This is a genomic window from Streptomyces sp. NBC_01546, assembly GCF_045208355.1.
Lineage (GTDB): Bacteria > Actinomycetota > Actinomycetes > Streptomycetales > Streptomycetaceae > Streptomyces.
In genome coordinates, this window is record NZ_CP109379.1 from 7439889 (window position 1) to 7462474 (window position 22586).

General features: G+C 72.0%; 22 protein-coding genes. 10 read left to right on the forward strand and 12 right to left on the reverse strand.

Going from position 1 to position 22586, the window contains the following annotated elements:
* The first annotated feature begins 178 nt into the window (after nucleotides 1–178).
* Both OHA89_RS33955 and OHA89_RS33960 read left to right on the forward strand, forming a co-directional pair.
* Nucleotides 179–1504, forward strand: a complete 1326-nt coding sequence (locus tag OHA89_RS33955) for an AAA family ATPase (RefSeq protein ID WP_406367828.1) — start codon at nucleotides 179–181, stop codon at nucleotides 1502–1504.
* Between the two features lie 37 nt (nucleotides 1505–1541).
* A complete protein-coding gene (locus tag OHA89_RS33960) occupies nucleotides 1542–2963 on the forward strand; it encodes a LuxR C-terminal-related transcriptional regulator (protein ID WP_406367829.1) in 1422 nt (473 codons plus the stop codon).
* 47 nt (nucleotides 2964–3010) lie between these two features.
* On the opposite strand, the gene OHA89_RS33965 is transcribed toward OHA89_RS33960, so the two are convergent.
* The 3 genes from OHA89_RS33965 to OHA89_RS33975 all read right to left on the reverse strand — a co-directional run bounded on the left by OHA89_RS33965 (nucleotide 3011) and on the right by OHA89_RS33975 (nucleotide 4872).
* Nucleotides 3011–3931 carry a glycoside hydrolase family 19 protein gene (locus tag OHA89_RS33965; RefSeq protein ID WP_266611654.1) on the reverse strand — a complete coding sequence of 307 codons (921 nt, stop codon included), beginning with the start codon at nucleotides 3929–3931 and terminating at the stop codon, nucleotides 3011–3013.
* Between the two features lie 164 nt (nucleotides 3932–4095).
* Nucleotides 4096–4509, reverse strand: coding sequence for a rodlin (locus OHA89_RS33970; protein ID WP_257558270.1), 414 nt, complete (start codon nucleotides 4507–4509; stop codon nucleotides 4096–4098).
* A 171-nt stretch (nucleotides 4510–4680) separates the two neighbouring features.
* Entirely contained in the window at nucleotides 4681–4872 is a 192-nt protein-coding gene (locus OHA89_RS33975) for a DUF5302 domain-containing protein (RefSeq protein ID WP_215147036.1), read from the reverse strand.
* Nucleotides 4873–5127: 255 nt separating this feature from the next.
* Here OHA89_RS33975 and OHA89_RS33980 point away from each other — a divergent pair, with 255 nt between their 5' ends.
* Complete coding sequence (locus tag OHA89_RS33980; protein ID WP_257558274.1) at nucleotides 5128–6489, forward strand: FAD-dependent oxidoreductase; 1362 nt, start codon at nucleotides 5128–5130, stop codon at nucleotides 6487–6489.
* A 67-nt stretch (nucleotides 6490–6556) separates the two neighbouring features.
* On the opposite strand, the gene OHA89_RS33985 is transcribed toward OHA89_RS33980, so the two are convergent.
* Nucleotides 6557–7039, reverse strand: a complete 483-nt coding sequence (locus tag OHA89_RS33985) for a hypothetical protein (RefSeq protein ID WP_266611658.1) — start codon at nucleotides 7037–7039, stop codon at nucleotides 6557–6559.
* A gap of 211 nt (nucleotides 7040–7250) precedes the next feature.
* Between OHA89_RS33985 and OHA89_RS33990 the strand changes: the two genes are divergently transcribed.
* Nucleotides 7251–7913 (forward strand): NADPH-dependent F420 reductase, encoded by a 663-nt coding sequence (locus OHA89_RS33990; protein ID WP_257558276.1) that lies wholly within the window; start codon nucleotides 7251–7253, stop codon nucleotides 7911–7913.
* Nucleotides 7914–7926: 13 nt separating this feature from the next.
* On the opposite strand, the gene OHA89_RS33995 is transcribed toward OHA89_RS33990, so the two are convergent.
* Nucleotides 7927–8436 carry a DinB family protein gene (locus tag OHA89_RS33995; protein WP_406367830.1) on the reverse strand — a complete coding sequence of 170 codons (510 nt, stop codon included), beginning with the start codon at nucleotides 8434–8436 and terminating at the stop codon, nucleotides 7927–7929.
* 51 nt (nucleotides 8437–8487) lie between these two features.
* Complete coding sequence (locus tag OHA89_RS34000; RefSeq protein WP_406367831.1) at nucleotides 8488–10005, reverse strand: MFS transporter; 1518 nt, start codon at nucleotides 10003–10005, stop codon at nucleotides 8488–8490.
* A 145-nt stretch (nucleotides 10006–10150) separates the two neighbouring features.
* On the opposite strand from OHA89_RS34000, the gene OHA89_RS34005 reads away from it, so the two are divergent.
* The 3 genes from OHA89_RS34005 to OHA89_RS34015 are packed head-to-tail and all read left to right on the forward strand — an operon-like array spanning nucleotide 10151 to nucleotide 11566.
* On the forward strand, nucleotides 10151–10603 hold the full coding sequence (locus tag OHA89_RS34005; RefSeq protein ID WP_257558282.1) for a MarR family winged helix-turn-helix transcriptional regulator: 453 nt from the start codon (nucleotides 10151–10153) through the stop codon (nucleotides 10601–10603).
* A 16-nt stretch (nucleotides 10604–10619) separates the two neighbouring features.
* Nucleotides 10620–10991, forward strand: coding sequence for a DUF4180 domain-containing protein (locus OHA89_RS34010; RefSeq protein WP_266611663.1), 372 nt, complete (start codon nucleotides 10620–10622; stop codon nucleotides 10989–10991).
* Nucleotides 10988–11566 (forward strand): HutD family protein, encoded by a 579-nt coding sequence (locus OHA89_RS34015; protein WP_266611665.1) that lies wholly within the window; start codon nucleotides 10988–10990, stop codon nucleotides 11564–11566. The genes OHA89_RS34010 and OHA89_RS34015 overlap by 4 nt, the downstream gene beginning before the upstream one ends.
* Nucleotides 11567–11578: 12 nt before the next feature.
* On the opposite strand, the gene OHA89_RS34020 is transcribed toward OHA89_RS34015, so the two are convergent.
* Nucleotides 11579–13393 (reverse strand): glyoxal oxidase, encoded by a 1815-nt coding sequence (locus tag OHA89_RS34020; protein ID WP_266611667.1) that lies wholly within the window; start codon nucleotides 13391–13393, stop codon nucleotides 11579–11581.
* Between the two features lie 204 nt (nucleotides 13394–13597).
* Between OHA89_RS34020 and OHA89_RS34025 the strand changes: the two genes are divergently transcribed.
* Complete coding sequence (locus OHA89_RS34025) at nucleotides 13598–14263, forward strand: DUF4360 domain-containing protein (RefSeq protein ID WP_257558289.1); 666 nt, start codon at nucleotides 13598–13600, stop codon at nucleotides 14261–14263.
* 97 nt (nucleotides 14264–14360) lie between these two features.
* Here OHA89_RS34025 and OHA89_RS34030 read toward each other — a convergent pair whose 3' ends face one another.
* The 4 genes from OHA89_RS34030 to OHA89_RS34045 all read right to left on the reverse strand — a co-directional run bounded on the left by OHA89_RS34030 (nucleotide 14361) and on the right by OHA89_RS34045 (nucleotide 18979).
* Nucleotides 14361–15419, reverse strand: a complete 1059-nt coding sequence (locus tag OHA89_RS34030) for a LacI family DNA-binding transcriptional regulator (RefSeq protein ID WP_257558290.1) — start codon at nucleotides 15417–15419, stop codon at nucleotides 14361–14363.
* A 97-nt stretch (nucleotides 15420–15516) separates the two neighbouring features.
* Nucleotides 15517–17031: a glycoside hydrolase family 64 protein gene (locus OHA89_RS34035; RefSeq protein ID WP_406367832.1), complete on the reverse strand. Its 1515-nt coding sequence runs from the start codon at nucleotides 17029–17031 to the stop codon at nucleotides 15517–15519.
* 25 nt (nucleotides 17032–17056) lie between these two features.
* Complete coding sequence (locus OHA89_RS34040; protein ID WP_406367833.1) at nucleotides 17057–18502, reverse strand: glycoside hydrolase family 16 protein; 1446 nt, start codon at nucleotides 18500–18502, stop codon at nucleotides 17057–17059.
* Nucleotides 18503–18742: 240 nt separating this feature from the next.
* Complete coding sequence (locus tag OHA89_RS34045) at nucleotides 18743–18979, reverse strand: hypothetical protein (RefSeq protein ID WP_266611674.1); 237 nt, start codon at nucleotides 18977–18979, stop codon at nucleotides 18743–18745.
* Between the two features lie 329 nt (nucleotides 18980–19308).
* On the opposite strand from OHA89_RS34045, the gene OHA89_RS34050 reads away from it, so the two are divergent.
* Complete coding sequence (locus OHA89_RS34050; RefSeq protein WP_266611676.1) at nucleotides 19309–19497, forward strand: acyl-CoA carboxylase epsilon subunit; 189 nt, start codon at nucleotides 19309–19311, stop codon at nucleotides 19495–19497.
* A 50-nt stretch (nucleotides 19498–19547) separates the two neighbouring features.
* Here OHA89_RS34050 and OHA89_RS34055 read toward each other — a convergent pair whose 3' ends face one another.
* A complete protein-coding gene (locus OHA89_RS34055; protein WP_266611677.1) occupies nucleotides 19548–21185 on the reverse strand; it encodes an FAD-dependent monooxygenase in 1638 nt (545 codons plus the stop codon).
* A 275-nt stretch (nucleotides 21186–21460) separates the two neighbouring features.
* On the opposite strand from OHA89_RS34055, the gene OHA89_RS34060 reads away from it, so the two are divergent.
* Nucleotides 21461–22561 carry a SchA/CurD-like domain-containing protein gene (locus OHA89_RS34060; RefSeq protein ID WP_266611679.1) on the forward strand — a complete coding sequence of 367 codons (1101 nt, stop codon included), beginning with the start codon at nucleotides 21461–21463 and terminating at the stop codon, nucleotides 22559–22561.
* Nucleotides 22562–22586: the final 25 nt, after the last annotated feature.

The following is a 22586-nucleotide window of genomic DNA, read 5'->3' on the forward strand; positions in this document are numbered from 1 at the left end:
GGACCAACCCCACCCCGCGGGCCCGCCGATACACCGTGTATCGGCGGGTCCGACGGCTTTTCCCGTCACCTGGCTGATTTCTGCGTCACAATCCGTGTTCACCCGGCATCCGACCTCGTATTGTCGCGTCTCACAGGAATGGCACAGGAGCTGGGGACCGAGAGGCTGGTGGCTGTGCGTGGTGGCGGCGACGGGGAACGCTGACACAAGTGTCGGACAGGACGAACTGGTCAAAGCGGTCGACCGTGCGCTGATCTCGCACGGCCGGGCTCTGCTCACCGGCCCGGCCGGCGCGGGCAAGACGGAGGTCGTCCGCGCGGTCGCCGCTGCCGCCGAGTCCCGGCGCGAGACCGTGCTGCGCCTCGCACCGGAGGCCGCCGACCAATGGATACCCGAGGCCTCCGCCGCGGCCCTCCTGGCCACCGTCCCAGGCGCCGCCCTCGAACAACTCTCCGGGCCCCAGCGCACCGCCATCGCCCTGCTGTGCCGCGAGACGGACGCCCCCCGCGCCGGCCGCGACCACGTCGCGCTGCGCCTCGCCGTCGTCGAGGTCCTCCGTGCCCTCGCCGCCCGCCACCCCGTCCTGCTCGTCATCGACAACGCCCAGTGGCTCGACGCCGAGAGCACCGACCTGCTGCGCTTCGCCCTGCGCCTCACCCCGCCCCGGGTCCGCGTCCTGGTCGCCGAATGCGTCCAGGGCGGCGCACCGGTCGGCGAACCCCTCTGCGGTACCGGCACCCCCGCGATCCGGGTACCCCCGCTCGGCGCCGACGAGATCGCCGAACTCCTCGTCCGCCACGGCCTGCCCGCCCGCCTCGCCGGCCGCATCCACCAGGCCAGCGGCGGCAACCCCCGCCTCGCCCTCGCCCTCGGGCACTCCCTCGCCGAAGCCGCCGGCGCCCGCGACGGCGGCGCCCACCACGCCGACACCCTGCCCGTCTCCGGACAGGCCCGCGAGGTGGCCCGCAGGCTGCTCGCCGAGGCTCCCGCCCAGGCTCGGCGCACCCTGCTGCTCGCCGCCCTGGCCGCCCGCCCCACCACCGCCCTGCTGCGCCGGGCCGGACGCCCCGACGCCGAGGCGGAGTTGGCCGAGGCGGAACGGGCCACGCTCGTCAGGGTGGCGGAGGACGGCAGCGTGGAGTTCACCGCCGGCGCCCTGCCCACCGCGCTCGCCGCCGACGCGGGCTGGCCCGAGCGCTCCGCCGCTCACGCCGCGCTCGCCGAGGCCGTCGACGACCCCGTGCAGGCCGTACGCCACCGCGCGCTGGCCGTGGACACACCCCGACCAGTGGCTCGCCGCGGAGATCACCGAGGCCGCCGCCGTCTGCCGCCGCCGCGGCCAGCGGGCGCTCGCCGCCGAACTCGGCCTGCTCGCCGCCGAACGTACGCCCTCCCACCTGGCCGGGGAGGAACTCGCCCGCCTCGTCAACGCCGCCGAGGACGCCGGCTGGGCAGGCCGCGCCGACCTCGCGCGCCGCGCCACCCGGGCCGTCCTGGCCCGTGACGCCTCGCCCGCCAGCCGGGTCCGGGCCCGGCTCGCCGTGATAGACGCCGCCGGGCAGGCACTGGGCGCCCTCGACGAGACCTTCGCGTACGCCATGGCCGACGCCGCCGGGGACCCCTCGCTCGAGGCCGCCGTCCAGCTGCGGATCGCCTGGAAGCACAACCTCAGCGACGGCGACCCCGTCCGCTCCCGCGACGCCGCGGCCCGGGCCGGAGCCCTGGCCGCACTCGGCGGCGACCAGGTCGCCGAGGCCATGGCCCTGACCGTACGGGCCCGCATGGGCCGCATCCTCGGGGACCCCGGCGCCGAGGCGATCCTCGCCGAGGCGCTCGCCCTGCCCGCGCCCGAAGTGCCGCTCGGCATGCGCAACGCGCCCCAGTACCTCGCCGTGCGGCACGCACTCTTCGACGACCGCCTGGACGACGCCCGCAAACAGCTGATGGTCCTGCTGCCCGCCGTCCAGCGCACCGGCTCCGCCGAGGACGTCTTCGAGGTCCTGCGCAGCCTCACGGAGGTCGAACTGCGCAGCGGCCGGTGCACGGCAGCCTCCGCCCGCGCCCGCCAGGCCCTGGAGCTGACGATCGAGGCGGGCCTCTCGCCGGGCCCCGCCTGGTACGTCGCCGCGATGGCCGAGGCCACTGGCGGCAGCTTCGGCCGCGCCGCCGGATACGCCCGGCGCGGCATCCAGGCCTCGCACGAGGAGCACGACCAGGTCTTCCTCTCCCGCAGCCTGCACGCGCTCGGCCTGGTCGAACTGGCCACCGGGGAGGCAGCGAAGGCAGTCGCCACCCTGCGCCGGGTCGCCGAACTCGAGGCCGCCCAGAAGGTGGTGGACCCCTCGATCCTGCGCTGGCACGGGGAGCTGGCCGAGGCCCTGGTCGCCGCCGACGCAACCGACGAGGCCGCCCGGCTGCTCGACTCCGTACGCAGCGTCGCCCGCGGCCTCGGCCGCACCGGGGTCGTCGCCGCCCTCGACCGGGCCCGCGGCCTGTGCCTGTCCGCACAGGGCGAGGCGGACGCCGCCGTCCAGCTCCTGGAGGCCACGGCGCAGCGGTTCGAGACCCTGCGACTGCCGCTGGAGAGGGGCCGCACGCTGCTCGCGCTGGCCCGGGTGGAACGCCGCCGCCGTCGGCGCGCACCCGCCCGCGTCGCGCTCCTGGCCGCGGCCGAGGTGTTTGAGCGGGCCGGAGCCACGCCGTGGACCGAGCTCGCCCGGGAGCCCGCTGCGGGCGACGGAGGCCGTACGGAGGCGGCGACGGCCGCCGCGCTGACCGAGGCCGAGACCCGGCTCGCGCTGCTCGTCAGCCAGGGGGCCAGCAACCAGGAGGCCGCGGCGAAGCTGTTCCTCAGCGTCAAGACGGTGGAGGCACGGCTGACCCGTATCTACCAGAAGCTCGACGTACGCTCGAGGGCCCAGCTCGCCACCGCCCTGGCCACCGCACTGCGCGCCACGCGCTGAGCCCGCGGGGCGGGGGCGCGCAGTGCGGGGCCGGGGGCGGGAGCCGGTCAGCAACTCAGGTTGTTGCCCGGTGTGACGCCCAGCAGCTGGGTGAAGCTCTGGTACTTCGAGATCCGGCTCTGGACCTGCGCGGGGTTGCCGCCGTTGCACTCCAGGGAGCCGTTGATGGAGCGGATGGTCTCGCCGAAGCCCGCGCCGTTCACCATGGCGGCGTGGGCGGTCATCGTGCCCGGGCCGTTCTGGGTGTTCCAGTACCAGAGCGCCGTCTTCATGGCGATCGCCGGGTCCTGCTCCACGAGGTACGGGTTGCCGAGGAGGTTGATGCCGAGCGCGTCACCGGCCGCCTTGTAGTTGAAGTTCCAGCTCAGCTGGATCGGGCCGCGCCCGTAGTACGCGGCCTGGCCGGCCGGGCAGCCGTAGGGCTGGCTCGCGTCGCAGTAGTGGGGGTAGTTGGCCGTGTTCTGCTCGACGATGTGGACGAGTCCGCCGGTCTCGTGCGAGACGTTCGCGAGGAAGGCGGCCGCCTCGCGTCGCTTGACGGTGTCGTCACCGGTGTTGGCGAAACCCGGGTACGCGGACAGGGCCGCCACCAGGCCGTTGTAGGTGTAGAAGGGGTTCCGGTTCGGGAACATCTGGTTGAACTGGGCCTCGGAGACCACGAATCCGGACGGGTTGCCGGGACCCGGGTCCGTGCCCCCGCCACCGCAGGCGCCCTGGTCGGACCACACGCCCCACTCCCCGGTGGTCCCGGGCGTCTCGCCCTGGGTCCACCACTTGGCCTGCCAGTTGTGCCCGTTGTACGAGGCGCTCATGCCGCCCGTGTAGACGGCGGACGCGGTCCAGCCGCCGGCGCAGGGGACCGCCGCGGAGGCGGGGGAGGAGGGGAGGACGAGGGTGAGACCGAGGCCTGCCGTGACGGTCGCGGCGGCGGCCAGCGAGAGCGCACGGCGACGAAGCGCACGTATCACGTAACTACTCCTTCAGTGGGGGGAGTTGCCGTGGGGGCGGCAACAGTGCCCACTGAAGCGAAATGGTATGGACCTGTCAAGGTCTAGACCAAACGAAACGCGCCGACGCGGCATGCCGCGTCGGCGCGAAACGAGAGACCGGAGGACCGGGAGGGCCCGGGGGATCAGCTGCCGGCGGAGAGGTTGCCGGAGAGGATCGGGATGTTGCTGAGAATGTGCGAGGCCGAGTCGTCGCCCTTCGCCTGGGTCGAGTTCTCGGCGCACTGCTGGTTCTGCGGGTTGGCCAGCACGTTGACGTCCTGGACGCCGACGTTGGCGATCAGCGCGAAGAGGGACTGGGCGTTGACCTTGGCCGGCAGGCCGATGCAGAGCTTGTTGACGGAACCCTGGACCAGGCTCGCCTGCGGGCTCAGCGCGCCCTTGGTCTCCTGGTTGCCGTAGATCTGCGCGGCGCCGTTGCCGTTGACGGTGTTGACGCCGTTGTCGTTGCCGATCGCCATCGCCGGGGTGGCCACAGCGGCGCCGGCACCCAGCACGGAGGCGGTGACCGCGGCGGTGGCCATGAACTTCTTGAGCATGTGGGGGATCCTTCTGTCGCGCTGTCGCATGAGATGGCTGCCCTCGGCGGGGGCTAGCTGATCAACTGCTTCCGGCGCTGGTGGTTATCCCCACTCACCCGTGTGGCTCAATGGCGGAGCGGCCCGGTCCCGCCGCCGTGACGGCGAGACTGAGCTCCTCGTGTCCGAGGGTCAGCCGGTCTTGCGGCGGACCTTCTTGTTCTTGCCGCCGGGGCCGCTGCTGGCACCCTGGACCTTCGCGCGACTCTGGTGCGCCTGCTGGGACTGGGCATTCGCGGCGTTGCGCTCCAGCGCCTCCCGGAACTTTCGCTTGGCCTCCTCGGCCGGGGATTCGTCCTGCGGGGTCTCTGCTTCGTCTGCCATGTGTCCTCCTGGGGGTGGTCAAGCGGTTTCAGTCTGTCAGCTGGTGTGCCCGCTGACCAGCGAGTTCCGCTGGACCGGCTCCTCGGTGCGCGGCCGCCTGGTCACCTCACCTCCAAGGATCGCTTGGAGAGGTCATAAGTTCCGGTGATGGGGGCATAAGGCGATACCGGGTGCTGGGTAAGGATTGCCTTAGTTTAGGGTTCCCATTGATCCATCTGTGATCCACCGTGCTGTCGCTCGAAGGGAACCTTTGCCATGCCTCGACCTCTGCGGGTAGCAATCGTCGGTGCCGGCCCCGCCGGGATCTACGCCGCCGACGCGCTGCTGAAGTCCGAGGCCGCGGCCGAGCCCGGTGTGTCCATAGACCTCTTCGAGAAGATGCCCGCGCCCTTCGGCCTGATCCGCTACGGCGTGGCCCCCGACCACCCGCGGATCAAGGGCATCGTCAATGCGCTGCACCAGGTTCTCGACAAGCCGCAGGTCCGCCTCTTCGGCAACGTCGACTACCCGAACGACATCAGCCTGGACGAGCTGCACTCCTTCTACGACGCCGTGATCTTCTCCACGGGTGCCACGGCCGACCGCGCCCTCACCATCCCGGGCGTCGACCTCGACGGTTCCCACGGCGCCGCCGACTTCGTCTCCTGGTACGACGGCCACCCCGACGTCCCGCGCACCTGGCCGCTCGAGGCGGAGAAGGTCGCCGTGCTCGGAGTCGGCAACGTCGCCCTCGACGTCGCGCGCATCCTCGCCAAGACGGCCGACGAACTGCTGCCGACCGAGATACCGCCGAACGTCTACGAAGGCCTCAAGGCCAACAAGGCCCTCGAGGTGCACGTCTTCGGCCGCCGCGGTCCGGCCCAGGCCAAGTTCAGCCCCATGGAGCTCCGGGAGCTGGATCACTCGCCCAACATCGAGGTCATCGTCAACCCCGAGGACATCGACTACGACGAGGGCTCGATCACGACCCGCCGCTCCAACAAGCAGGCCGACATGGTCGCCAAGACCCTGGAGAACTGGGCGATCCGCGACATCGGCGACCGGCCGCACAAGCTGTTCCTGCACTTCTTCGAGTCGCCCACCGAGGTGCTCGGCGAGGACGGCAAGGTGGCCGGACTGCGCACCGAGCGCACCGAGCTCGACGGCACCGGCAACGTCAAGGGCACCGGCCAGTTCACGGACTGGGACGTCCAGTCCGTCTACCGGGCCGTCGGCTACCTCTCCGACGAGCTGCCCAAGCTCCCCTGGGACGTCGAGTCGGGCACGGTCCCGGACGAGGGCGGCCGCGTCATCGAAGCGGGCGGCCACCTGGCGTCGACGTACGTGACCGGATGGATCCGGCGCGGCCCGGTCGGCCTGATCGGCCACACCAAGGGCGATGCCAACGAGACCGTCGCGAACCTGCTGGCCGACCACGCCGAAGGCCGCCTGCTCACCCCGGCCGCGCCCGCGCCGGAGGCCGTCGAGGCCTTCCTCGCCGAGCGCGCCGTCCGCTACACCACGTGGGAGGGCTGGCACCGGCTGGACGCGGCCGAGAAGGCACTCGGCGAACCCCAGGGCCGCGAGCGCGTGAAGATCGTCGAGCGTGACGAGATGCTCGAGGCCAGCGGAGCCTAGGAAGTGAAGGAAGAGGGCCGGGACCCCTACGGGTTCCGGCCCTCTTCGCGCTGCGCGTGGACGGGCGTCAGCCCCGGACGGACACGATCTTCCGGGTGGCCAGGTCGGCCTGGACGAAGACCTGCGTCGTGTCGCTGCCCCACGTCAGGGTGACCGTGGCATTGGCCTTGCCCATCCCGTTGCCGGTGGAGGTGACCTTCCACTTGAGCGGCACGTTCTGCGCGCGCAGCACGCCGTCCGCGTGGTTCGTCTCCTCCCACGTCCTCAGCTCCGCCTGGAGCGGCTCGGAGAGGTAGAAGGCGCGCAGCCGGTCCGCGGTCTGCCCGTCCCCGTCGTACACCGCGTCGATGTACGCGCCGTAGAAGTCGGCGATGCGGGTGAAGGCGCCCTCGGGGCTGCCCGAGACGGACGGAGCCGCGGCGCTCGCGGCGGCCGGGGGCGCCTTCGGCGCGGATCCGTCCGCGGCGGCGCTGGTGACGAAGGCCAGGGTGAGTACGGCCGTGGCCGCGAGGGTGAGGGAGGCGGTGCGCTGGGCGGTGGGCTTGGACATCGGCTGAGCCTTTCCCCGTGCTGAGTGGCTGCTCTGACCGACGCCGCCCCGGTCCCGCCCGGTTCTCGGAATGCGGGAAATGGCCGGATTGCGACTACGTCGTCCCCCGTCCGGATGAAGTGCGCCTCCGGGCGGAATGCCGCGCCGCCCAGGGGAGTTCGTACCAGCGCGAGACCTGATCCCTATGCGATCCCTATGCACTGGAGAGCTCATGAAGATCGGCATCATCGGCGCGGGAAACATCGGCGGCAACCTCACCCGCCGCCTCACGGCCGTCGGGCACGACGTGTCCGTCGCGAACTCGCGCGGCCCCGAAACCCTGACGGCTCTCGCCGAGGAGACCGGGGCCACCCCCGTCACCGTCGCCGAAGCGGCCCGCGGCGCGGAGATCGTCGTGGTCACCATCCCCTTCAAGAAGGTGCCGGACCTGCCCGCCGGCCTCTTCGACGAAGCCGCCGAGGGCTTCGCCGTCATCGACACCGGCAATTACTACCCCCAGCAGCGCGACGGCCGGATCGCCGGTGTCGAGGACGAGGGCCTGACCGAGAGCCGCTGGACCGAGCGGCACCTCGGCCACCCCGTGATCAAGGCCTTCAACGGCACCTACGCCCAGGACATCCTGGACCGGCACCGCCCGGCGGGCGACCCGGAGCGGATGGCACTGCCCGTCGCGGGCGACGACGAGACGGCGAAGAAGACCGTCCGCGCCCTCATCGAGCAGCTCGGCTTCGACACCGTCGACGCGGGCGGCCTCGACGACTCCTGGCGCCAGCAGCCCGACACCCCCGTCTACGGGCTCCGTGAGGGCGTCGAAGGCGTCACCAAGGCCCTCGCCGAGGCTTCCCCGGAACGCAAGGCGGCATTCCGGGGCTGACGGGGGCCGCGCCCTAGCCCCGCTCCACCAGGCCCCGTACGAAGGCGGCCTGGCCGGCGTGCTGGAGATCGTCTGCCAGCACGCTGACCAGGCGCACCCCCAGGGTGACCGGCGGGTCCCAGCGCTCGTCGACCACCCGGTCCAGGTCCGCGGCGGCGAGTCCCCGTACGAAGCGCACGCTCTGCTCGTGGACCGCGTCGAAGTACCCCAGCAGCAGCTCGCCGGAGTCGACCTTGACCGATCCGGCCTGCCGGGCGGTGTGGCCGTACCCGGTGGACCCGGCGGGCAGGCCCAGGGCGAACCGGGCCGCCCAGCCCTGGGCCTGCCAGACCTGCTCCAGGTCCGCGGCGTCCGCCACGTGGTCGTCCTGGATCCGGGTGAGGTGCCAGACGAGCCAGGTGATCGAGTTCGCCGCGGGGTCGACGCGGGCGTTGAGCCCCTCCGCCGGGAGCCCCTCGACGACCTCGTGCACGATCTCCCGGATGCGTCCGAATCCGTCGGCGATGACGTCCGTAGCCTTCATGCACCCACCATGCAAGGCGCCCCGGCCCGCCCGGCGCGAGCGACACGCGCCTCAGACGGCGGCGTCGGCCTTGTCGGTCTTCTCCGTAGCCGCAGGCTGACCCGCGGCGGTCGCGGTTGCCTTGGCGGTCACGGTCCCGTGCCCGCCGCGCAGGCCGAACCGGCTGATCACGGCGACCAGCGCGAATGCGGCTGCGCCGATCCCGAAGGTGAGGGTGAACCCGGACTCGGCGGGCAGCGCGGGGACGCCCGGCGGCAGGTGCTCGATGGTCTTGGACGCCAGGATGGTGGTCACGATGGCGCTGCCGATCGCGCTGCCCGTGGAGCGGGAGATCGAGTTGATGCCGTTGGCGATGCCGCTCTGGTGGTGCGGGACGCTGGCCATGATCACGGCGGGCATGGCGGCGTAGCCGAAGCTGACGGCCGCACCGACGACCAGACCGGCGCCGATCACCGAGGCGCTGTGCTGGTGGTCCAGGGCGAGCCAGCCGAAGCCGACGGCGCCGAGCGCGGCGGCCAGGCCCAGGGCCACGCGCGGCCCCCGGTGGCGTACGAGCTGGCCGCCGATGGGCGAGGCGAGCAGCGAGACGATGGCTCCGGGCAGCAGGAACTGCACGGAGGCCCGCAGGATCGACGCGTCGAAGCCGTAGCCGGTGAGGGCCTTGGGCATCTGGACGAGGTAGGAGACGCCCAGGAAGTTCGCGAACATGCCGAAGCCGACGAGGATGCCGGCCAGGTTGGCCATGAGCACCGGGCGGTGGACGAACATCTTCATGTCGACGAGCGGCTCCCCGACCTTGCGCTCGACCAGGACCCAGACGGCGGTCATGACGGCCGCGCCCGCGAAGCTGCCCAGCGTGCGGGCGGAGGCCCAGCCCCACTCGTGGCCCTGGGAGATCGGCAGCAGGAGCAGCAGCAGGGCGATGCCCAGGGTCAGGGCGCCCAGGAAGTCGGTGCGGCCGCCGGTCTTGTGGCGGGTCGCGGGGACCAGGAAGAGAACGGCGAGCAGGGCGAGGACCGCGAAGCCGGTCGCCATCCAGAAGGCGTTGCGGTAGTCGGCGTCGGAGCCCGAGGTGAGCAGCCCGGTGGCGACGAGCGCGAGGCCGCTGCCGAACGCGAGAGTGCCGCTGACCAGTGCCATCGCGCCGGGCAGCTTCTGCGGCCGGACCTCCTCGCGCAGCACGGAGAGCGCCAGCGGGAAGATCGCGGTGGCGGCGCCCTGGAGCACCCGGCCCAGGATCAGCAGGGGCAGCGAGGTCGCCAGCGCGGCGATGACGGAGCCGACGACCATGACGCCGAGCACGGCCACCAGGGTCGGCTTCTTGCCGTGCTGGTCGCCGAAGCGGCCCAGCAGCGGGGTGAAGACGGCCGCCGACAGCAGGGTGGCGGTGGTCACCCAGCTCACGTTGGCGGTGGAGGTGCCGAGGTCGTTGCGGATGAGGCCGAGGATCGGGACCGGCAGGGTCTGCATCATCGACACGACCATGGCGGCGAGGCTCAGGGCGAAGACGATGACCGTCTCGTTCCGTCGCCCGGTGGCCGTCGCGGCGGCGGGGGAGGGGGTGCTCATGGCTGGCAGGACCTTCTTCGGGCTTCAGAGCTTCAGGACGCAGATGTTTGACGTCATCAAGTAACTCCGTCGACGGTAGACCTGGATAGTTAAGGTGGTCAAGTAAACAATTGATAATATCAACCATTCTGGGTAGGCTCGAGGCATGTCTGGTAAGAGCGGCACCGCCCCGCACGCAGCCCCCGCCAAGCTCCAGCTGCTGGAGCTGCTCGCCGCCATCGGCACGGCCCAGTGGCGCGACTTCGCGGCGGCCGCCGCCCATTACGGCCTCACCTCCACCCAGGCCAGGGTCCTCGCGCAGCTCGACGGCCCCGTGCCGATGCGCGGGCTCGCCAAGCTGCTGGTCTGCGACGCGTCGAACGTGACCGGCATCGTCGACCGCCTCGAGGCCCGTGAGCTGGTGCGCCGCGAACCGGCCCCCACCGACCGCCGCGTCAAGAACGTGGTGGCCACCGACGCGGGCCGCGAGGTCATCCGCCGCGTGCGGGAGGAGATGCAGGCGACCCACGGCGCGCTCGACACCCTCGACGAAGCCGAGAGCGCGACGCTCTACGCCCTGCTGGAGCGCCTGCGCCCCACGATGGAGAAGGACGCCTGAAGTAGCCTCGACCCCTATGAGCACCCTGCAGACGATCAACAACGTGTCCGTGCTGATGTGCGAGGCCGAGGGCGAGGTCATCGCCGGTGAACGCGAGGCCCTCGACTTCATAGGCGACGCGGGCTACCAGGGTGCCGAGTGGGTGGTCATCCCCGCCGAGCGGTTCGACGACGCGTTCTTCCGGCTGAGCACCCGCGTCGCCGGCGAGATCATCCAGAAGTTCGTCCAGTACCGGGTGGGGATCATCGTCCTCGGAGACATCTCCCGCCACACCGAGGCCAGTTCGGCGTTGCGCGACTTCGTCCGCGAGTGCAACCGCGGGACCCAGACGTGGTTCCTCGCCGATGACGCGGAGCTGCGCGGGCGGCTGGCCGGGGCGGAAGCGTGAGGAGCGGCGCCCAGGTCAGGATCCTGCGGGCGGCCGGTCGCGCTGCCGCCGTCTGGAAGAACGGCGGGGGAGTCACCCGGGAGATCGCGGTATTCCCCGAAGGTGCCGGGATGGACGACTTCGTCTGGCGGGCCAGCCTCGCCGAGGTCGCCGCCGACGGGCCGTTCTCGGCCTTTCCCGGGATCGACCGCACGATCACCCTGGCCGAAGGCGCCGGCATGGACCTCACGGTCGGGGGCGTACGCCGCCTCGTGGACGAGCGGTTCGCGCCGCAGGACTTCCCCGGGGACGAGCCGACCGGCTGCCGGCTCCTCTCGGGTCCCGTCGTGAACTTCAACGTGATGTACCGCCGGGGCGCCGCGGAGGTGGCGACCGCCGTCGTGCGGGGCCGGCTCTCGCGCGCCGTCGTGTCGGACGAGACCCTGCTGGTGGTCGCCCTGGAGGGGGCGGCCACGGTGCAGGTGGGGCGGGGCCCGGCCTTCGCGCTGGCCCAGTACGACGCGGTCCTGGTGATGGGCGACTTCATCGACTACATGGACATCTCAGGGCACGTGGCGCTGGTCTGCTTCCGGTAGCCGTCCGCACGGTCAACGGATCCCCAGCTTCACCCACTTCGCCGAGCTGGGGACGCCCTTCGCGTTGAGCAGGAACAGCATGTAGTACCCGGGCGGCGCGTCGGCCGCGGTCGGCGGCGTCCGGAGCCCGATCGCGGTGCCCCGTACGCCGGTGCGCCGGAGCTCCAGGTGGCGCTGGCTGGTGTTCACCGAGTGCGTGACGGTCGTCGGCGCCAGCAGCACGGCGCGCGCCACGTCCTTCGGCGTCGAACTCGAGACCTCGAAGGCCGTGTCGTGGCCGAGCTCGCCCGCCGGAACCCGGTCGAGGGCCGGCCGCGGGCCGCGGTGCAGGTAGGCGGGCTCGTAGAGCTCGATGCTGCCGTCCATCCCGTCCCTCATGTCGGGGTCGTTGGCGATCTGCTGGAGCTCGTCCCCGGTGACCATCATCCGGCCGTCGGGCATGATCAGGGCGTTGGAGTGGTAGCCGCGGGGCAGCCGCTGCGCCGGGCCGAGCTTCCAGTGGCCGCGCGCGTCGCGCAGCTCGATCTGCCGGTACTTCAGGTCGGCCTTCGGGTTGAACGGCCCGTTGCCGTAATCCCGGGTGTCGAGCGCTCCGTTGACGGTCAGCAGCGTGCCGTCCGGCAGGATCAGGGTGTCGTCCTGGGTACGCCCGAAGGCGCGCGGCTCCTCGATGGTCCACCGGCCGGCGGACAGCCGGTACGTGTGCGGGTCGCGCGGGTCGCCGCCGAGCACCAGGACGGAATCCGGCCCCCGGAAACCCGCCGGGAGAGGCACGGCGGAGCCGTACCCGCGGAAGTCGGCGGGCCGCCGCGGCAGGTCGGTGCGTACCTCCCTGACCGGGTCGAACAGCCACTGCTGGTCGGCGTCACGGCCCAGCCCGTAGATCATCCCGTCCCGCAGCGAGAAGAGGTGCGGGTAGTCGTTGCGGAACGGGGCGTCCGAGCGCAGCCGTTGCGAGGCGAAGTCCAGCGGGATGTCGAACGTCCGCCGGGGCACGGGGTGGCGCAGCGCGGGGAAGCGCTCGACCACCGGGGTGGGGGTGCCCGTACCGCGCTCGGACTGGCCGGACATGATGATCTGGCGGCCGTCCGCCCCGGTCACGACCGAGGGGTACCAACGGCCCACGGACATGTCCCGGTTGCGGTACCAGAGCTCGGTCCACGGGTCGAAGACGAAGGACAGCTTGGCGCCGCTGCCGCCCTTGCCGCCCACGTTGCCGCCGAAGACGCCGACCATCCCGTTGGGCAGGTAGGCGTGCCCGGCGCAGAAGAAGGGTGCCGGGCGCGGGGCGTGGCTGCCGTCGGGCATCAGGACGACGGGCGGTGCCACCTTCTTGAAGGCCTGCGCACCGGTCCCCTTGGCCGGATCCCAGAGGTAGGCGCGGCCCGCGTTGGTCCGGCCGACCGTGTTCGTGGGCCCGGTCTCCTTGGTGGGGTTCTCCTCCGTGCGCTCGAAGGAGAAGAGCAGCACCTTGCCCGTCGGCAGCTGGGCCAGGTGCACGCCGAAGTCGGGGGAGGGGAAGAACTGCGTGAACCGGCCGAACTCCGCTGCCGTGAAGCGTGCGTTGGCCTTGGTCTGGGACTCCCGGAGCGCGGTCAGGCTCGCCGTGCGCTTCGTCTGCGGATAGCCCTGGGTTCCCTTGGCCGCCTCGCGCAGCCGCGCGTGCGCCCGGGCGTGGTCCTCGCCGATCACGGCGGCCTCGGCCGTCTCGGCTCCCTCGGTCCGCTCGACGGGGCGGGGCTGCGGAGCCGGCGACATCGCCGTGAGGGCCAGGGCGGAGGCGATCACCCAGGCCGACACTGCGGCGGAGCGGTGCGGGCGGGACATGGAGCTCCTCTGCGTCTCAAGTTCTGATTCGGCAGATATTAGGAGAAAACGGATCTATCGGGTCGACGTGACGCGACGTGGCGCCATTCGGCCGAGCGAGGTCGCTTGAAGGATCGTTTCTGCGGTGAACCGCTGCGGCCATAGAGGTGAGACCGCGCACCCGTCGGCCCTCCGCGACCGCCGCAGGGGGCTATCCATGTCGACGTGATCAAGTCGCTCCGTACCGGATTCACCGCAGCCGCCGTGACCGCAGCTCTCGTCACGCTCAGCCCCTCGGCCGGGGCCTCCGCCTCGGCACCTTCCGCCAAGGCTCCCTCCGACCAGGTGACCGTGGACGTCGCCTCCGTCAACGGATCGGGCTGCCGTCCAGGCAGCGCCGCCGTCGCGGTCGCGCCGGACAACACCGCCTTCACCGTCACCTACAGCGAGTACGTGGCCCAGGCCGGCGGCGGAGCCCCCGCCGTCGAAGGGCGCAAGAACTGTCAGCTCTCCCTCGTCGTCCACGTCCCCCAGGGCTACACCTACGCCGTGGCCCAGGTCGACTACCGGGGCTTCGGCAGCCTGCAGGAGGGCGCGATCGGAACACAGAAGGCCAGCTACTACTTCCAGGGCATGAGCCAGACCGCCCAGCGCAGCCACAGGTTCAACGGCGCGTTCGAGGACAACTGGCAGGCCACCGACACCACGGGCGTCGAGGCGCTGGTCTTCGCACCCTGCGGCGAACAGCGCAACTTCAACATCAACACCGAGCTGCGTGCCGAGGTCGGAACCTCCGACCCGGCGCAGACCAGCTTCATGGCGCTCGACTCGACGGACGGCGCCATCAACAGCGTGTACCACTTCTCCTGGAAGCAGTGCCCGGTGGACTGACGGGCAGCACGCCGTGTGCCGGGGCACGCCTTCGGGCAGGCCCCGGCATCCGGCATCCGGCATCCGGCATCCGGCATCCGGCATCTGGCATCCGGCCTCAGGCCGACGCGCGCCTGACCAGCTCGGTGGAAGTGATCACCGGGCGCGGTGCGGGGCGTCCCTCCCGGCCCCCGCTCCCCAAGCTGTCCAGCAGCAGCCGCGCCATCAGGCGCCCCATCCCCTCGATGTCCTGGCGTACGGTCGTCAGCGGCGGATCGGCGCTCTCCGCCACCTGCTCTGCGTCGTCGAAGCCGATCACCGCCACGTCCCCGGGTACCGTACGGCCGTGCTCCCGCAGCACCCGTAGCGCGCCCGTCGCCATCAGGTCGTTCCCCGCGAACACGGCGTCGATCCCGGGCCGGCGGTCCAGCAGTTCGGCCATCGCCCGGGCCCCGCCCGCCACGGTGAAGTCCCCCTCGGCGACCAGTGCGGGATCGGCCTCCGGCAACACGTCCCGGTAGCCGCTCAGCCGGTCGGCCGCCGATGTCTGGTCGAGCGGGCCGGCGATGTGCGCGATCCGCTCGTGGCCCTGCGCCACCAGGTACCGTACGGCCGCGCGTGCTCCCCCGCGGTTGTCCGCGTCCACGTACGCCACCTCGCCGTCGGGCTCGCCCGGCTCCCCGGGCCCGGCGGTCCAGCCCGGCCGGCCGCCGTACACCGTGGGCATGCCGATGCGCCGGGTGATCGCCGGCAGCGGATCGTCGGTGTGCAGGGAGAAGGCGAGCGCTCCGTCGACGTGGCCGCCCGCCAGATAGCGCTCGATCCGGTCGTAGTCTCCCTGGTCCTCCACCAGCAGGAGCACCAACTGCATGTCGTGCGCCGTCAGTTCCTTGCTGATGCCGCGCACCTGCCGGGAGAAGAACGGGTCGGAGAAGATCCGTATCTCCGGCTCGGCGATGATCACCGCGACGGCGCCGGTGCGCCGGGTGACCAGGGTGCGGGCGGCGGGGTTCGGCACGTAGCCCAGGTCCCGGATGGCCTCGCGCACCTTCTCCACCAGGTGGGGGCGGACTCCGTCGCCGCCGTTGACGACGCGGGACGCGGTGGCCCGGGATACTCCGGCGCGCTCCGCGACCGCCTCCAGGGTGGGGCGGTCCCCGGGACGTGTTTCCGGCACGGGTGCTCCTCCTGGATGTCCGCGGGCGCTGGCCTCGCCCGGGCAGCAGGGTAACCCGTACCGCCGGGAAGGTGATCACCTTCCCGGCGGACGGACCTCACCAGCCGATGCCGAGGGTCAGCCCGGTCGGCGGTTCGGAGTTGCCGAGGATCTGCACGGAGGACTGGTCGTTGATGTCGTCGTAGGGGAATCCGTAGGCCCGCTGGTTCAGGCCGACGGTGTGGAAGAAGCCGGCGTAGTCGTTCTTCGCCGGTCCGGTGTAGTACGCCGCCGGGCTGTACCAGGCGGTGGTGTCGAGGGCGACGCCCCGGCTGAACGCGGCGCAGAACTCCGCGCCGAGCTGCTTCTCGGTGTCGTTGCCCGAGGCCATCGCACCGGCGCAGGCCATGACGTCGGGCGAGGTGGGCTTGCGCAGGGTGAAGGAGCCCGCGCCGTTCTTGCCGAAGGTGAGGGTGGAACCGGTGACCCGCCCGGAGAAGGTCTCGCCTAGGCGGTTCAGGGTGAAGGGGTGGGTGGTGTAGTGGGCCCATGCCTGGTCGATGGCGGCGGTGAGGTGGTCCTGCGCGGCGCCGCCGGGCTGGAAGAGCTCCGAGGAACGCGGCGCCAGGATGCGGTAGTTGTTCTGCAGCGGCCTGAACGCGGGGCCGACGGAGGACGCGTACCGCTGCATGACCTCGGCGCGGGTGGCGGTGATGCCCCGGGTGGTGTCGTGGCCGCTGGAGGTCTGGCGCAGCCGTGAAGTGATCGGGAAGCCGAACTGGTCGACCTGGGTGGTGTTCCCGCCGAAGGCGACCTGTCCGTACACGTAGGTGTACTCGTACCAGTCGTAGTACACATCGCTGTTGGGGTCGTCGGGGTTGCGCGGATCGGGGCCGCCCCAGCCCTGGTCGTCGGGGGAGACCGGGATGTGCATCGGGGAGCCGAGGGAGAGGTAGATCCGGCCGCCCCGGATCGCGGGCGGGGAGGGGACGGTGCCGCCCACCTGGGCCAGGGTGAAGGACATGTTCGGGTAGTTGACGCCCCGTTTGACCAGGTGGCCGGGGGCGGTGGCGTCCAGGTGGCTGATGTGGGCCATGGTGCCGTCGGGCTTCATGTACGACCACTGGCCCGGGGTCACCTGCCCGAGGACGGTGACGTGGATCTGTGAATCGGCGTACGTGCCCCGGGTGTTGTTCTGGAAGGTGATGGGGAAGCTGCCGGTGGCGCCCCCGCCCCCGCCTCCCCCGGTTCCGCCGACCGTGTGGGTGAAGCGGGGAGTGTCGTAGAGCGGGCCGCCCTTCTCGTAGGTGAACCAGTACGGGAGGGCGGAGCCGGGAGCGAGGCCGCTGACGGTCTGCTCCCAGGTGCCCGCGTTGTTCGTCATCCGGAAGTTCTGCTGGCCCAGGCCCCCGCCCGGCAGGTAGTGGACGTCCACCAGGGCGGCCGGGACGGCGGGCTTGAACCAGATCCGGACGGTGCCGGAGCCCTGGGCCGCGACGCCCTGCGTGTAGTCGGCGGCAGCGGAGGCGGCGGCAGCCCCGGCAGCCGCCGGGGCCAGGGCCGGGGAGCCCGCCAGGGCGAGCAGGACGGCCGCCAGGAGCAGCGGGATCCGCCGCAGGAACGTGGTGTTCACGAGCGCTCTCCTCGGTCCGGGCCGGTCAGTGGCCGAAGTCGAACCAGTTGAGGTTCACGAAGTCGGCGCTCTGGCCGCTGGTGAAGGTCAGGTACACGTCGTGGGTGCCCGTGACCGCGCTGATGTTCGCCGGCACCGTCCGCCAGCTCTGCCAGCCGCCGGTGTTGGCCACGGAGAAGCTGCCGACGGGCGCCGCGGTGCGGCTGTCGAGCCGTACCTCGACGAGGCCGCTGACCCCGCCGGCCGCGCCGGAGGCTACGCGTCCGTAGAACTGCCTCGCGGCCGAGGGGCCGAAGGCGACACCCTTGTAGACGGCCCAGTCACCGTTGCCGAGGGTGGTGAGGTCCTGGCCGCCGCCGGTGTCCGTGGTGTTCTCCTTCGCCACTCCCGCCTGGGAGTCGTACGACTCGGCCTGGATCGGGGCGTAGGCGTCGCGGTTGCCGGCCGGCGGGGTGGTGGGGGGAGTCGTCGGCGGCGTGGTCGGCGGGGTCGTCGGCGGTGTCGTCGGCGGTGTGGTGCCGCCGGTCGAGCGGAGCACGGACACGTAGTCGACGACCATGGGATGACCGGGCTCGGTCGCCGCGTCGGGTCCGCCGCCGAAGGCCGCCGGGAACTCGCCGCCCATCGCGACGTTCAGGATGATGAAGTAGCCGTGGTTCGTGGCGTTGGTCCAGGTGGTGGCGTCCACCTGATCGGCCCGTACCGTATGGAAGTTGATCCCGTCGACGTAGAAGCGCATCTGCTCGGCCGCGGTCGACCGGTCCCACTCCACGGCATAGGTGTGGAAGCCGCCCTGGCAGCTGGTGCCGGGGCAGACGCGCTGCCCGCCGATGCCGGACTTCTCGTTGCAGGGGCCTCCCGGGCTGGTGCCGCAGTGCATGGTCGCCCAGACCTGGTTGATGCCCTGCACGTTCTCCAGGATGTCGAGCTCACCGACGCCCGGCCAGTTCCACCAGTTGCCGCGGTACGGAGCCCCGAGCATCCAGAACGCCGGCCAGTAGCCCTTGGCCGCCGGGCCCGTGACGTTCGGCATCTGTATGCGGGCCTCGGTGCGCAGCGTGCCGCCCGCCGGGGGCTGGAAGTCCGAACGCCGGGTCTCCACGCGCCCGGAGGTCCAGTTGCCGGCCGCGTCCCGCCGCGGGGTGATCCGCAGGTTGCCGGTCCCGTCGAGGGAGACGTTGGCGGGGTCGGCGGTCATCGTCTCTATCTCGCCGGTGCCGAATCCCGCGGGCCCGCCGGGGTAGCTCGTACCGGTGGTGTACTGCCAGTCGGCGGTGTTCAGGCCGGAGCCGGCGGGCCCGTTGAAGTCGTCCAGGAACACCTGGGACCAGCCGGCCGGGGTGGGGGGAGCCGTGGCGCCGGCGGGCAGGACGACCGCCACCGAGGCCGCCGCGACCACCGCGATCGCGCTGAGCGCGGCTGAGACGGCCCGCCGGACGGCGGGCCGATTCCTGTCGGATCTCTGACGCATGGGTGCCCTCTCTGGAGCGCCGTGAGGCGCGGTGCGGGGGGAAGTACCGGGGAGGCGCGCCGTCTTGAGAGCGCTCTCAAGACGCGCCGCTGGACACTGTGCTCCCCGCCCCTTCGGGCGTCAAGGCATCGAACCGGGAAAGGGCCTGCGGGCCAACGGAGTTCATTCTTTGAACGTTCTCGGCGCGGACGGCGGGCCGTGCCGACGGGAACCCACCCGTACGGCCCAACCCGCCGCGCCTCATACGGGCGGACCGAGGACCTCGTGCGCACCGGGGAGGTCGTGGACGGCGGCGGCCGTCCCGGTCAGCGGAAGCAGCCCGGAAAGCGGGCACAGCACCGGCATCTCGTGGTCGACCTCCCACTCGCCGACGGCCGCGGCGCCGCGGCTCTTGCGGCCGCCGCCGGTGTCGGTGGTGCAGACGGCGTACAGCCGTCCGGCGCAGCCCCGGCAGAGCAGGGCGTCGTGGCCGGTCACGGCCGGCCCGCCGGGGGCGGCGCCGCCGCCGCGGCCGTCCCGAGGAGGCCCCGGCCGCCCAACGTGCCGGGTCCCCCGCGCGCTTGTAGCGTCGGTCGCGTCAGGAGTCCTGGTGACCCGACAGGAGTCCGCCGGCCGGTGCGCAACCGCGCGATACGCAGAGTGCGCGGCGTACGCAGATACGGATCACGCCCGCGAGGCGCGCCGAGCCGCCCGAGCGCAGCCCGCGCCGGTGCCGGGACGGCCCGTCCTTCACGCCGTCGCGGGGCGTGCGCACCGTACCCGTACGAGAGGCCGTGCCGATGCCGAACGACGTTCCGATATCGAGCGTGCTGCGTGTCGAGAGGGGCCAGGCCGGCCCCGAGGAACTGGCGGCGATCGCCGTCGTGGTCGCCTGCTACGCGGGCCGCACCGCCCATGCCCGCGCCCAGGCGAAGGGCGCCGGGCAGGAAGCCGGCCGGCGGCGCGCCGCCCGCCCGGACGCCGGCTGCTGGGCAGGCTGCTGGGCCTGCCGCTGAACCCCGTCCGCCGGCCGGGCGCACGGCCGGCGGACAGGGAAGCGAAGTGGTCACCTCCGCTGCAACACCGTCGTGAGGACCTCGAGCAGCGTCGCCGCGGGATCCGCGACGGCGCCCTCGGAGCGCCAGGCCACGAACCCGTCCGGGCGTACGAGCAGCGCGCCCTCGGGGTGCATCCCGTGGACCTCGGCCCAGTCGGCGCCCGTCTCCTGGAGCAGGTCGGCGCCCGGCCCGGAGCCGATGGTGTAGGCGTCCAGCCGGGCGGCCGGCAGCTGCTCGGCCACCCGTTCGGCCGCATCCCGCCACGGCGTCCCCGCGCCGCTGAGCAGTACGAACGAGCGCTCGTACAGGTCCAGGGCGGAGATCCGCTCACCGGCCCTGAGCAGCCACATGTGCGGGGCCCGGGTGCCGGTGTCACCCATCAGGCGCATCGCCTGGGGGATGATCGGCCGTCCCGGATCGCCGCCGATGACCGCGCCGCGCGGGTAGCAGTAGCCCATCGCCGTGGGCAGCACCCCGCTGCCCGGCCCGCCGCCCATGGTGGGCGGCGGCGCGTACCCCGGGTGGCTGTGCTCCGCCGAACGGGCCGACGCCCGCTCGCTCGTGGCCTTCGCCACCGGCAGCCGCTCGGCCTCGTAGGTGTCGAGCAGCTCGATGCCGGCCGCCCCGTCCAGCACCGCGGCGATCTTCCAGGCCAGGTTGTGCGCGTCCTGGATGCCCGTGTTGGAGCCGAAGGCCCCGGTCGGGGACATCTCGTGGGCCGCGTCACCGGCCAGGAACACCCGGCGGCCGGACGAGTACCGCACCGCCACCCGTTCGGCGGCGTGCCAGGGAGCCTTTCCGCCGATCTCCACATCCAGGTCGGGCACTCCGATGGCGTTGCGGATCTGCTCCACGCACCGCTCGTCGGTGAAGTCCTCCAGGGTCTCGCCCCGGTCCGGGTGCCAGGGGGCGTGGAAGACCCACTGCGTCGCGTTGTCGACCGGCAGCAGCGCCCCGTCCGCTCCCGGCCGCATCAGGTAGCAGACGATGAAGCGCAGATCGCCCAGCACCTCGATGAGCCGCTCCGAGCGGAAGGTGACGCTCACGTTGTGGAACAGCTCGCCGTTACCCGTCTGGGGGATCCCCAGCTGCTCTCTTACGGGGCTGCGCGGCCCGTCGGCGGCGATCAGGAAGTCGGCCCGAACGGTGGTGTGCTCGCCCGTCGTGCGGTTCTTGACCAGGGCGGTCACGCCCGTCGCGTCCTGGTCGAAGCTCATCAGCTCGGTGGAGAACCGGATCTCGGCCCCCTGCGCGCGGCTCTGGGCGGCCAGCACCGGCTCGATGTTGTTCTGGCTGCACAGGCACCAGCCGGTGGGGCTGAACTTGCGCAGCGCCCCCGACGGGTCCACCGACTTGATCAGCCACGTGTGGTCGCCGTCGGTCAGTGACCTGGCCTGCAGAATGCCCTGAACGCCCTCCAGAGCGGATGCCGCATGGCGGATCGCGCGTTCGGCCCCCGCCGTGCGGAAGAGCTCCATGGTCCGGGCGTTGATGCCGCGGCCTCGCGGGTGCGGGGAGGTACCGGAGTGCTTCTCGACCAGAAGGTGCCTCACTCCGTGGCGGCTCAGGAAAAGCGAGGTGGACAGGCCCACGAGGGAGCCGCCCACGACGAGAACCGGTACGCGAACATCGGCGTTGTCTTCCATCAGCTGCGGGCTCCTGTTTTCTGTGTGGGGGAGTGGACTCTTTATGCCCCCGATCGTCCATCAGGCCCGGATGATTCGCCGGTTGTCACCCGCTTGATCCGGACATGTAGCGGTACGTCCCCACCCGGATGACGATGAGCGACAGCGGCTCCCCCTGAGATCTGCCGGTCCGCCGTTCCCGACCGAAGCGGCCGCCGGCCCGGGCGGACGCCACCGGTGACGGACGAGGGGTCCGTACGCGATGGATCTCCACCCCCTCATGAAGGAGTGAGTAGATGACAACCACCCTGTCCGAACGGGTGTCGCAGTCAGCCTTCGACGGCTCCATGCTCCGGGTCGTCCTGCTGATGGACCTCCACGAGGGGACCCAGCAGCAGTTCTTCGAGGCGTACGAAAAGCTCCGCAACGACATCGCGTCGGTCCCGGGCCACATCAGCGATCAGCTGTGCCAGTCCTTCGAGAACCCCTCGCAGTGGCTCATCACCAGCGAGTGGGAGAGTGCGCCCCAGTACCTCGCATGGGTCAACAGCGAGCACCATGCCGAACAGGTCAAGCCGCTCGGTGCCTGCGCGCGCGTCATGCGCCCGCTCAAGTTCACCGTCCTGCGCGAGACCGGCCGCGGCTACGACCAGGCGGCCCGGCCGGCCGGAGCCCGGCTCCAGTCCGCGCCCCGCCTCGGCGCCGGCATCGTCCGCCACGCCCTCACCTTCACCGTCAAGCCGGGCAGCGAGAAGGAGGTCGCGGCCATCCTCTCCAGCTACGCCTCCCCGGCGGCCAAGGTCGACGACCACACCCGGCTCTGCCGGACCTCCCTGTTCATGCACGGCAACCGGGTGGTACGGACCGTGGAGGTCCAGGGCGACCTGATGGCGGCCCTGCGGCACGTCTCCGAGCAGCCCGAGGTACGGGCCGTCGAAGAGGCCATCAACCCCTACCTGGAGCAGGACCGGAACCTGAACGATCCCGAGTCCGCCCGCATGTTCTTCATGCGGGCCGCGCTCCCCGCCGTCCACCACATCGCCGCGGCCGGGGAAGCGGACACCGCGGACGTCACGCGCCACGCGCTGTTCTACCCGGCCAAGCCCGGCTGCGGCCAGGCGCTGGCCCGCTTCCTCGCCGGTCAGGACGAGGCCGCCGCAGCGCGCCCGCAGAGCCCCGTACGGAGCAGCAGCATCTTCCAGCGCGACGACATCGTCGTCCGCCTCGTCGACGTGCGCGGCCCGCTCGACGCCGAGCCCGACACCACCCTGGGGGTGCGCGGCCCGCGCAAGGCGGCCGTGCTGGAGCGGCTGACGGCCGGGCCCGCCGAGCGGACCCGCGCCGCTCACCACACGATGAACCTCATCACCGACCGCCGGGCACCCGCGCAGTCCTGACCGCCCCGGTGCCCACCCCCAGCCC

Excerpts from the sequence above, each read along its gene's own strand:
- OHA89_RS33975 (WP_215147036.1), bottom strand. The coding sequence starts at position 4,872 with ATGGCAGACGAAGCAGAGACCCCGCAGGACGAATCCCCGGCCGAGGAG.
- OHA89_RS34000 (WP_406367831.1), bottom strand. The coding sequence starts at position 10,005 with ATGAGCACCCCCTCCCCCGCCGCCGCGACGGCCACCGGGCGACGGAAC.
- OHA89_RS33990 (WP_257558276.1), top strand. The coding sequence starts at position 7,251 with ATGAAGATCGGCATCATCGGCGCGGGAAACATCGGCGGCAACCTCACC.
- OHA89_RS34040 (WP_406367833.1), bottom strand. The coding sequence starts at position 18,502 with ATGCGTCAGAGATCCGACAGGAATCGGCCCGCCGTCCGGCGGGCCGTC.
- OHA89_RS34060 (WP_266611679.1), top strand. The coding sequence starts at position 21,461 with ATGACAACCACCCTGTCCGAACGGGTGTCGCAGTCAGCCTTCGACGGC.
- OHA89_RS34010 (WP_266611663.1), top strand. The coding sequence starts at position 10,620 with ATGAGCACCCTGCAGACGATCAACAACGTGTCCGTGCTGATGTGCGAG.
- OHA89_RS33970 (WP_257558270.1), bottom strand. The coding sequence starts at position 4,509 with ATGCTCAAGAAGTTCATGGCCACCGCCGCGGTCACCGCCTCCGTGCTG.
- OHA89_RS33980 (WP_257558274.1), top strand. The coding sequence starts at position 5,128 with ATGCCTCGACCTCTGCGGGTAGCAATCGTCGGTGCCGGCCCCGCCGGG.
- OHA89_RS34005 (WP_257558282.1), top strand. The coding sequence starts at position 10,151 with ATGTCTGGTAAGAGCGGCACCGCCCCGCACGCAGCCCCCGCCAAGCTC.
- OHA89_RS34055 (WP_266611677.1), bottom strand. The coding sequence starts at position 21,185 with ATGGAAGACAACGCCGATGTTCGCGTACCGGTTCTCGTCGTGGGCGGC.
- OHA89_RS33995 (WP_406367830.1), bottom strand. The coding sequence starts at position 8,436 with ATGAAGGCTACGGACGTCATCGCCGACGGATTCGGACGCATCCGGGAG.
- OHA89_RS34020 (WP_266611667.1), bottom strand. The coding sequence starts at position 13,393 with ATGTCCCGCCCGCACCGCTCCGCCGCAGTGTCGGCCTGGGTGATCGCC.
- OHA89_RS33985 (WP_266611658.1), bottom strand. The coding sequence starts at position 7,039 with ATGTCCAAGCCCACCGCCCAGCGCACCGCCTCCCTCACCCTCGCGGCC.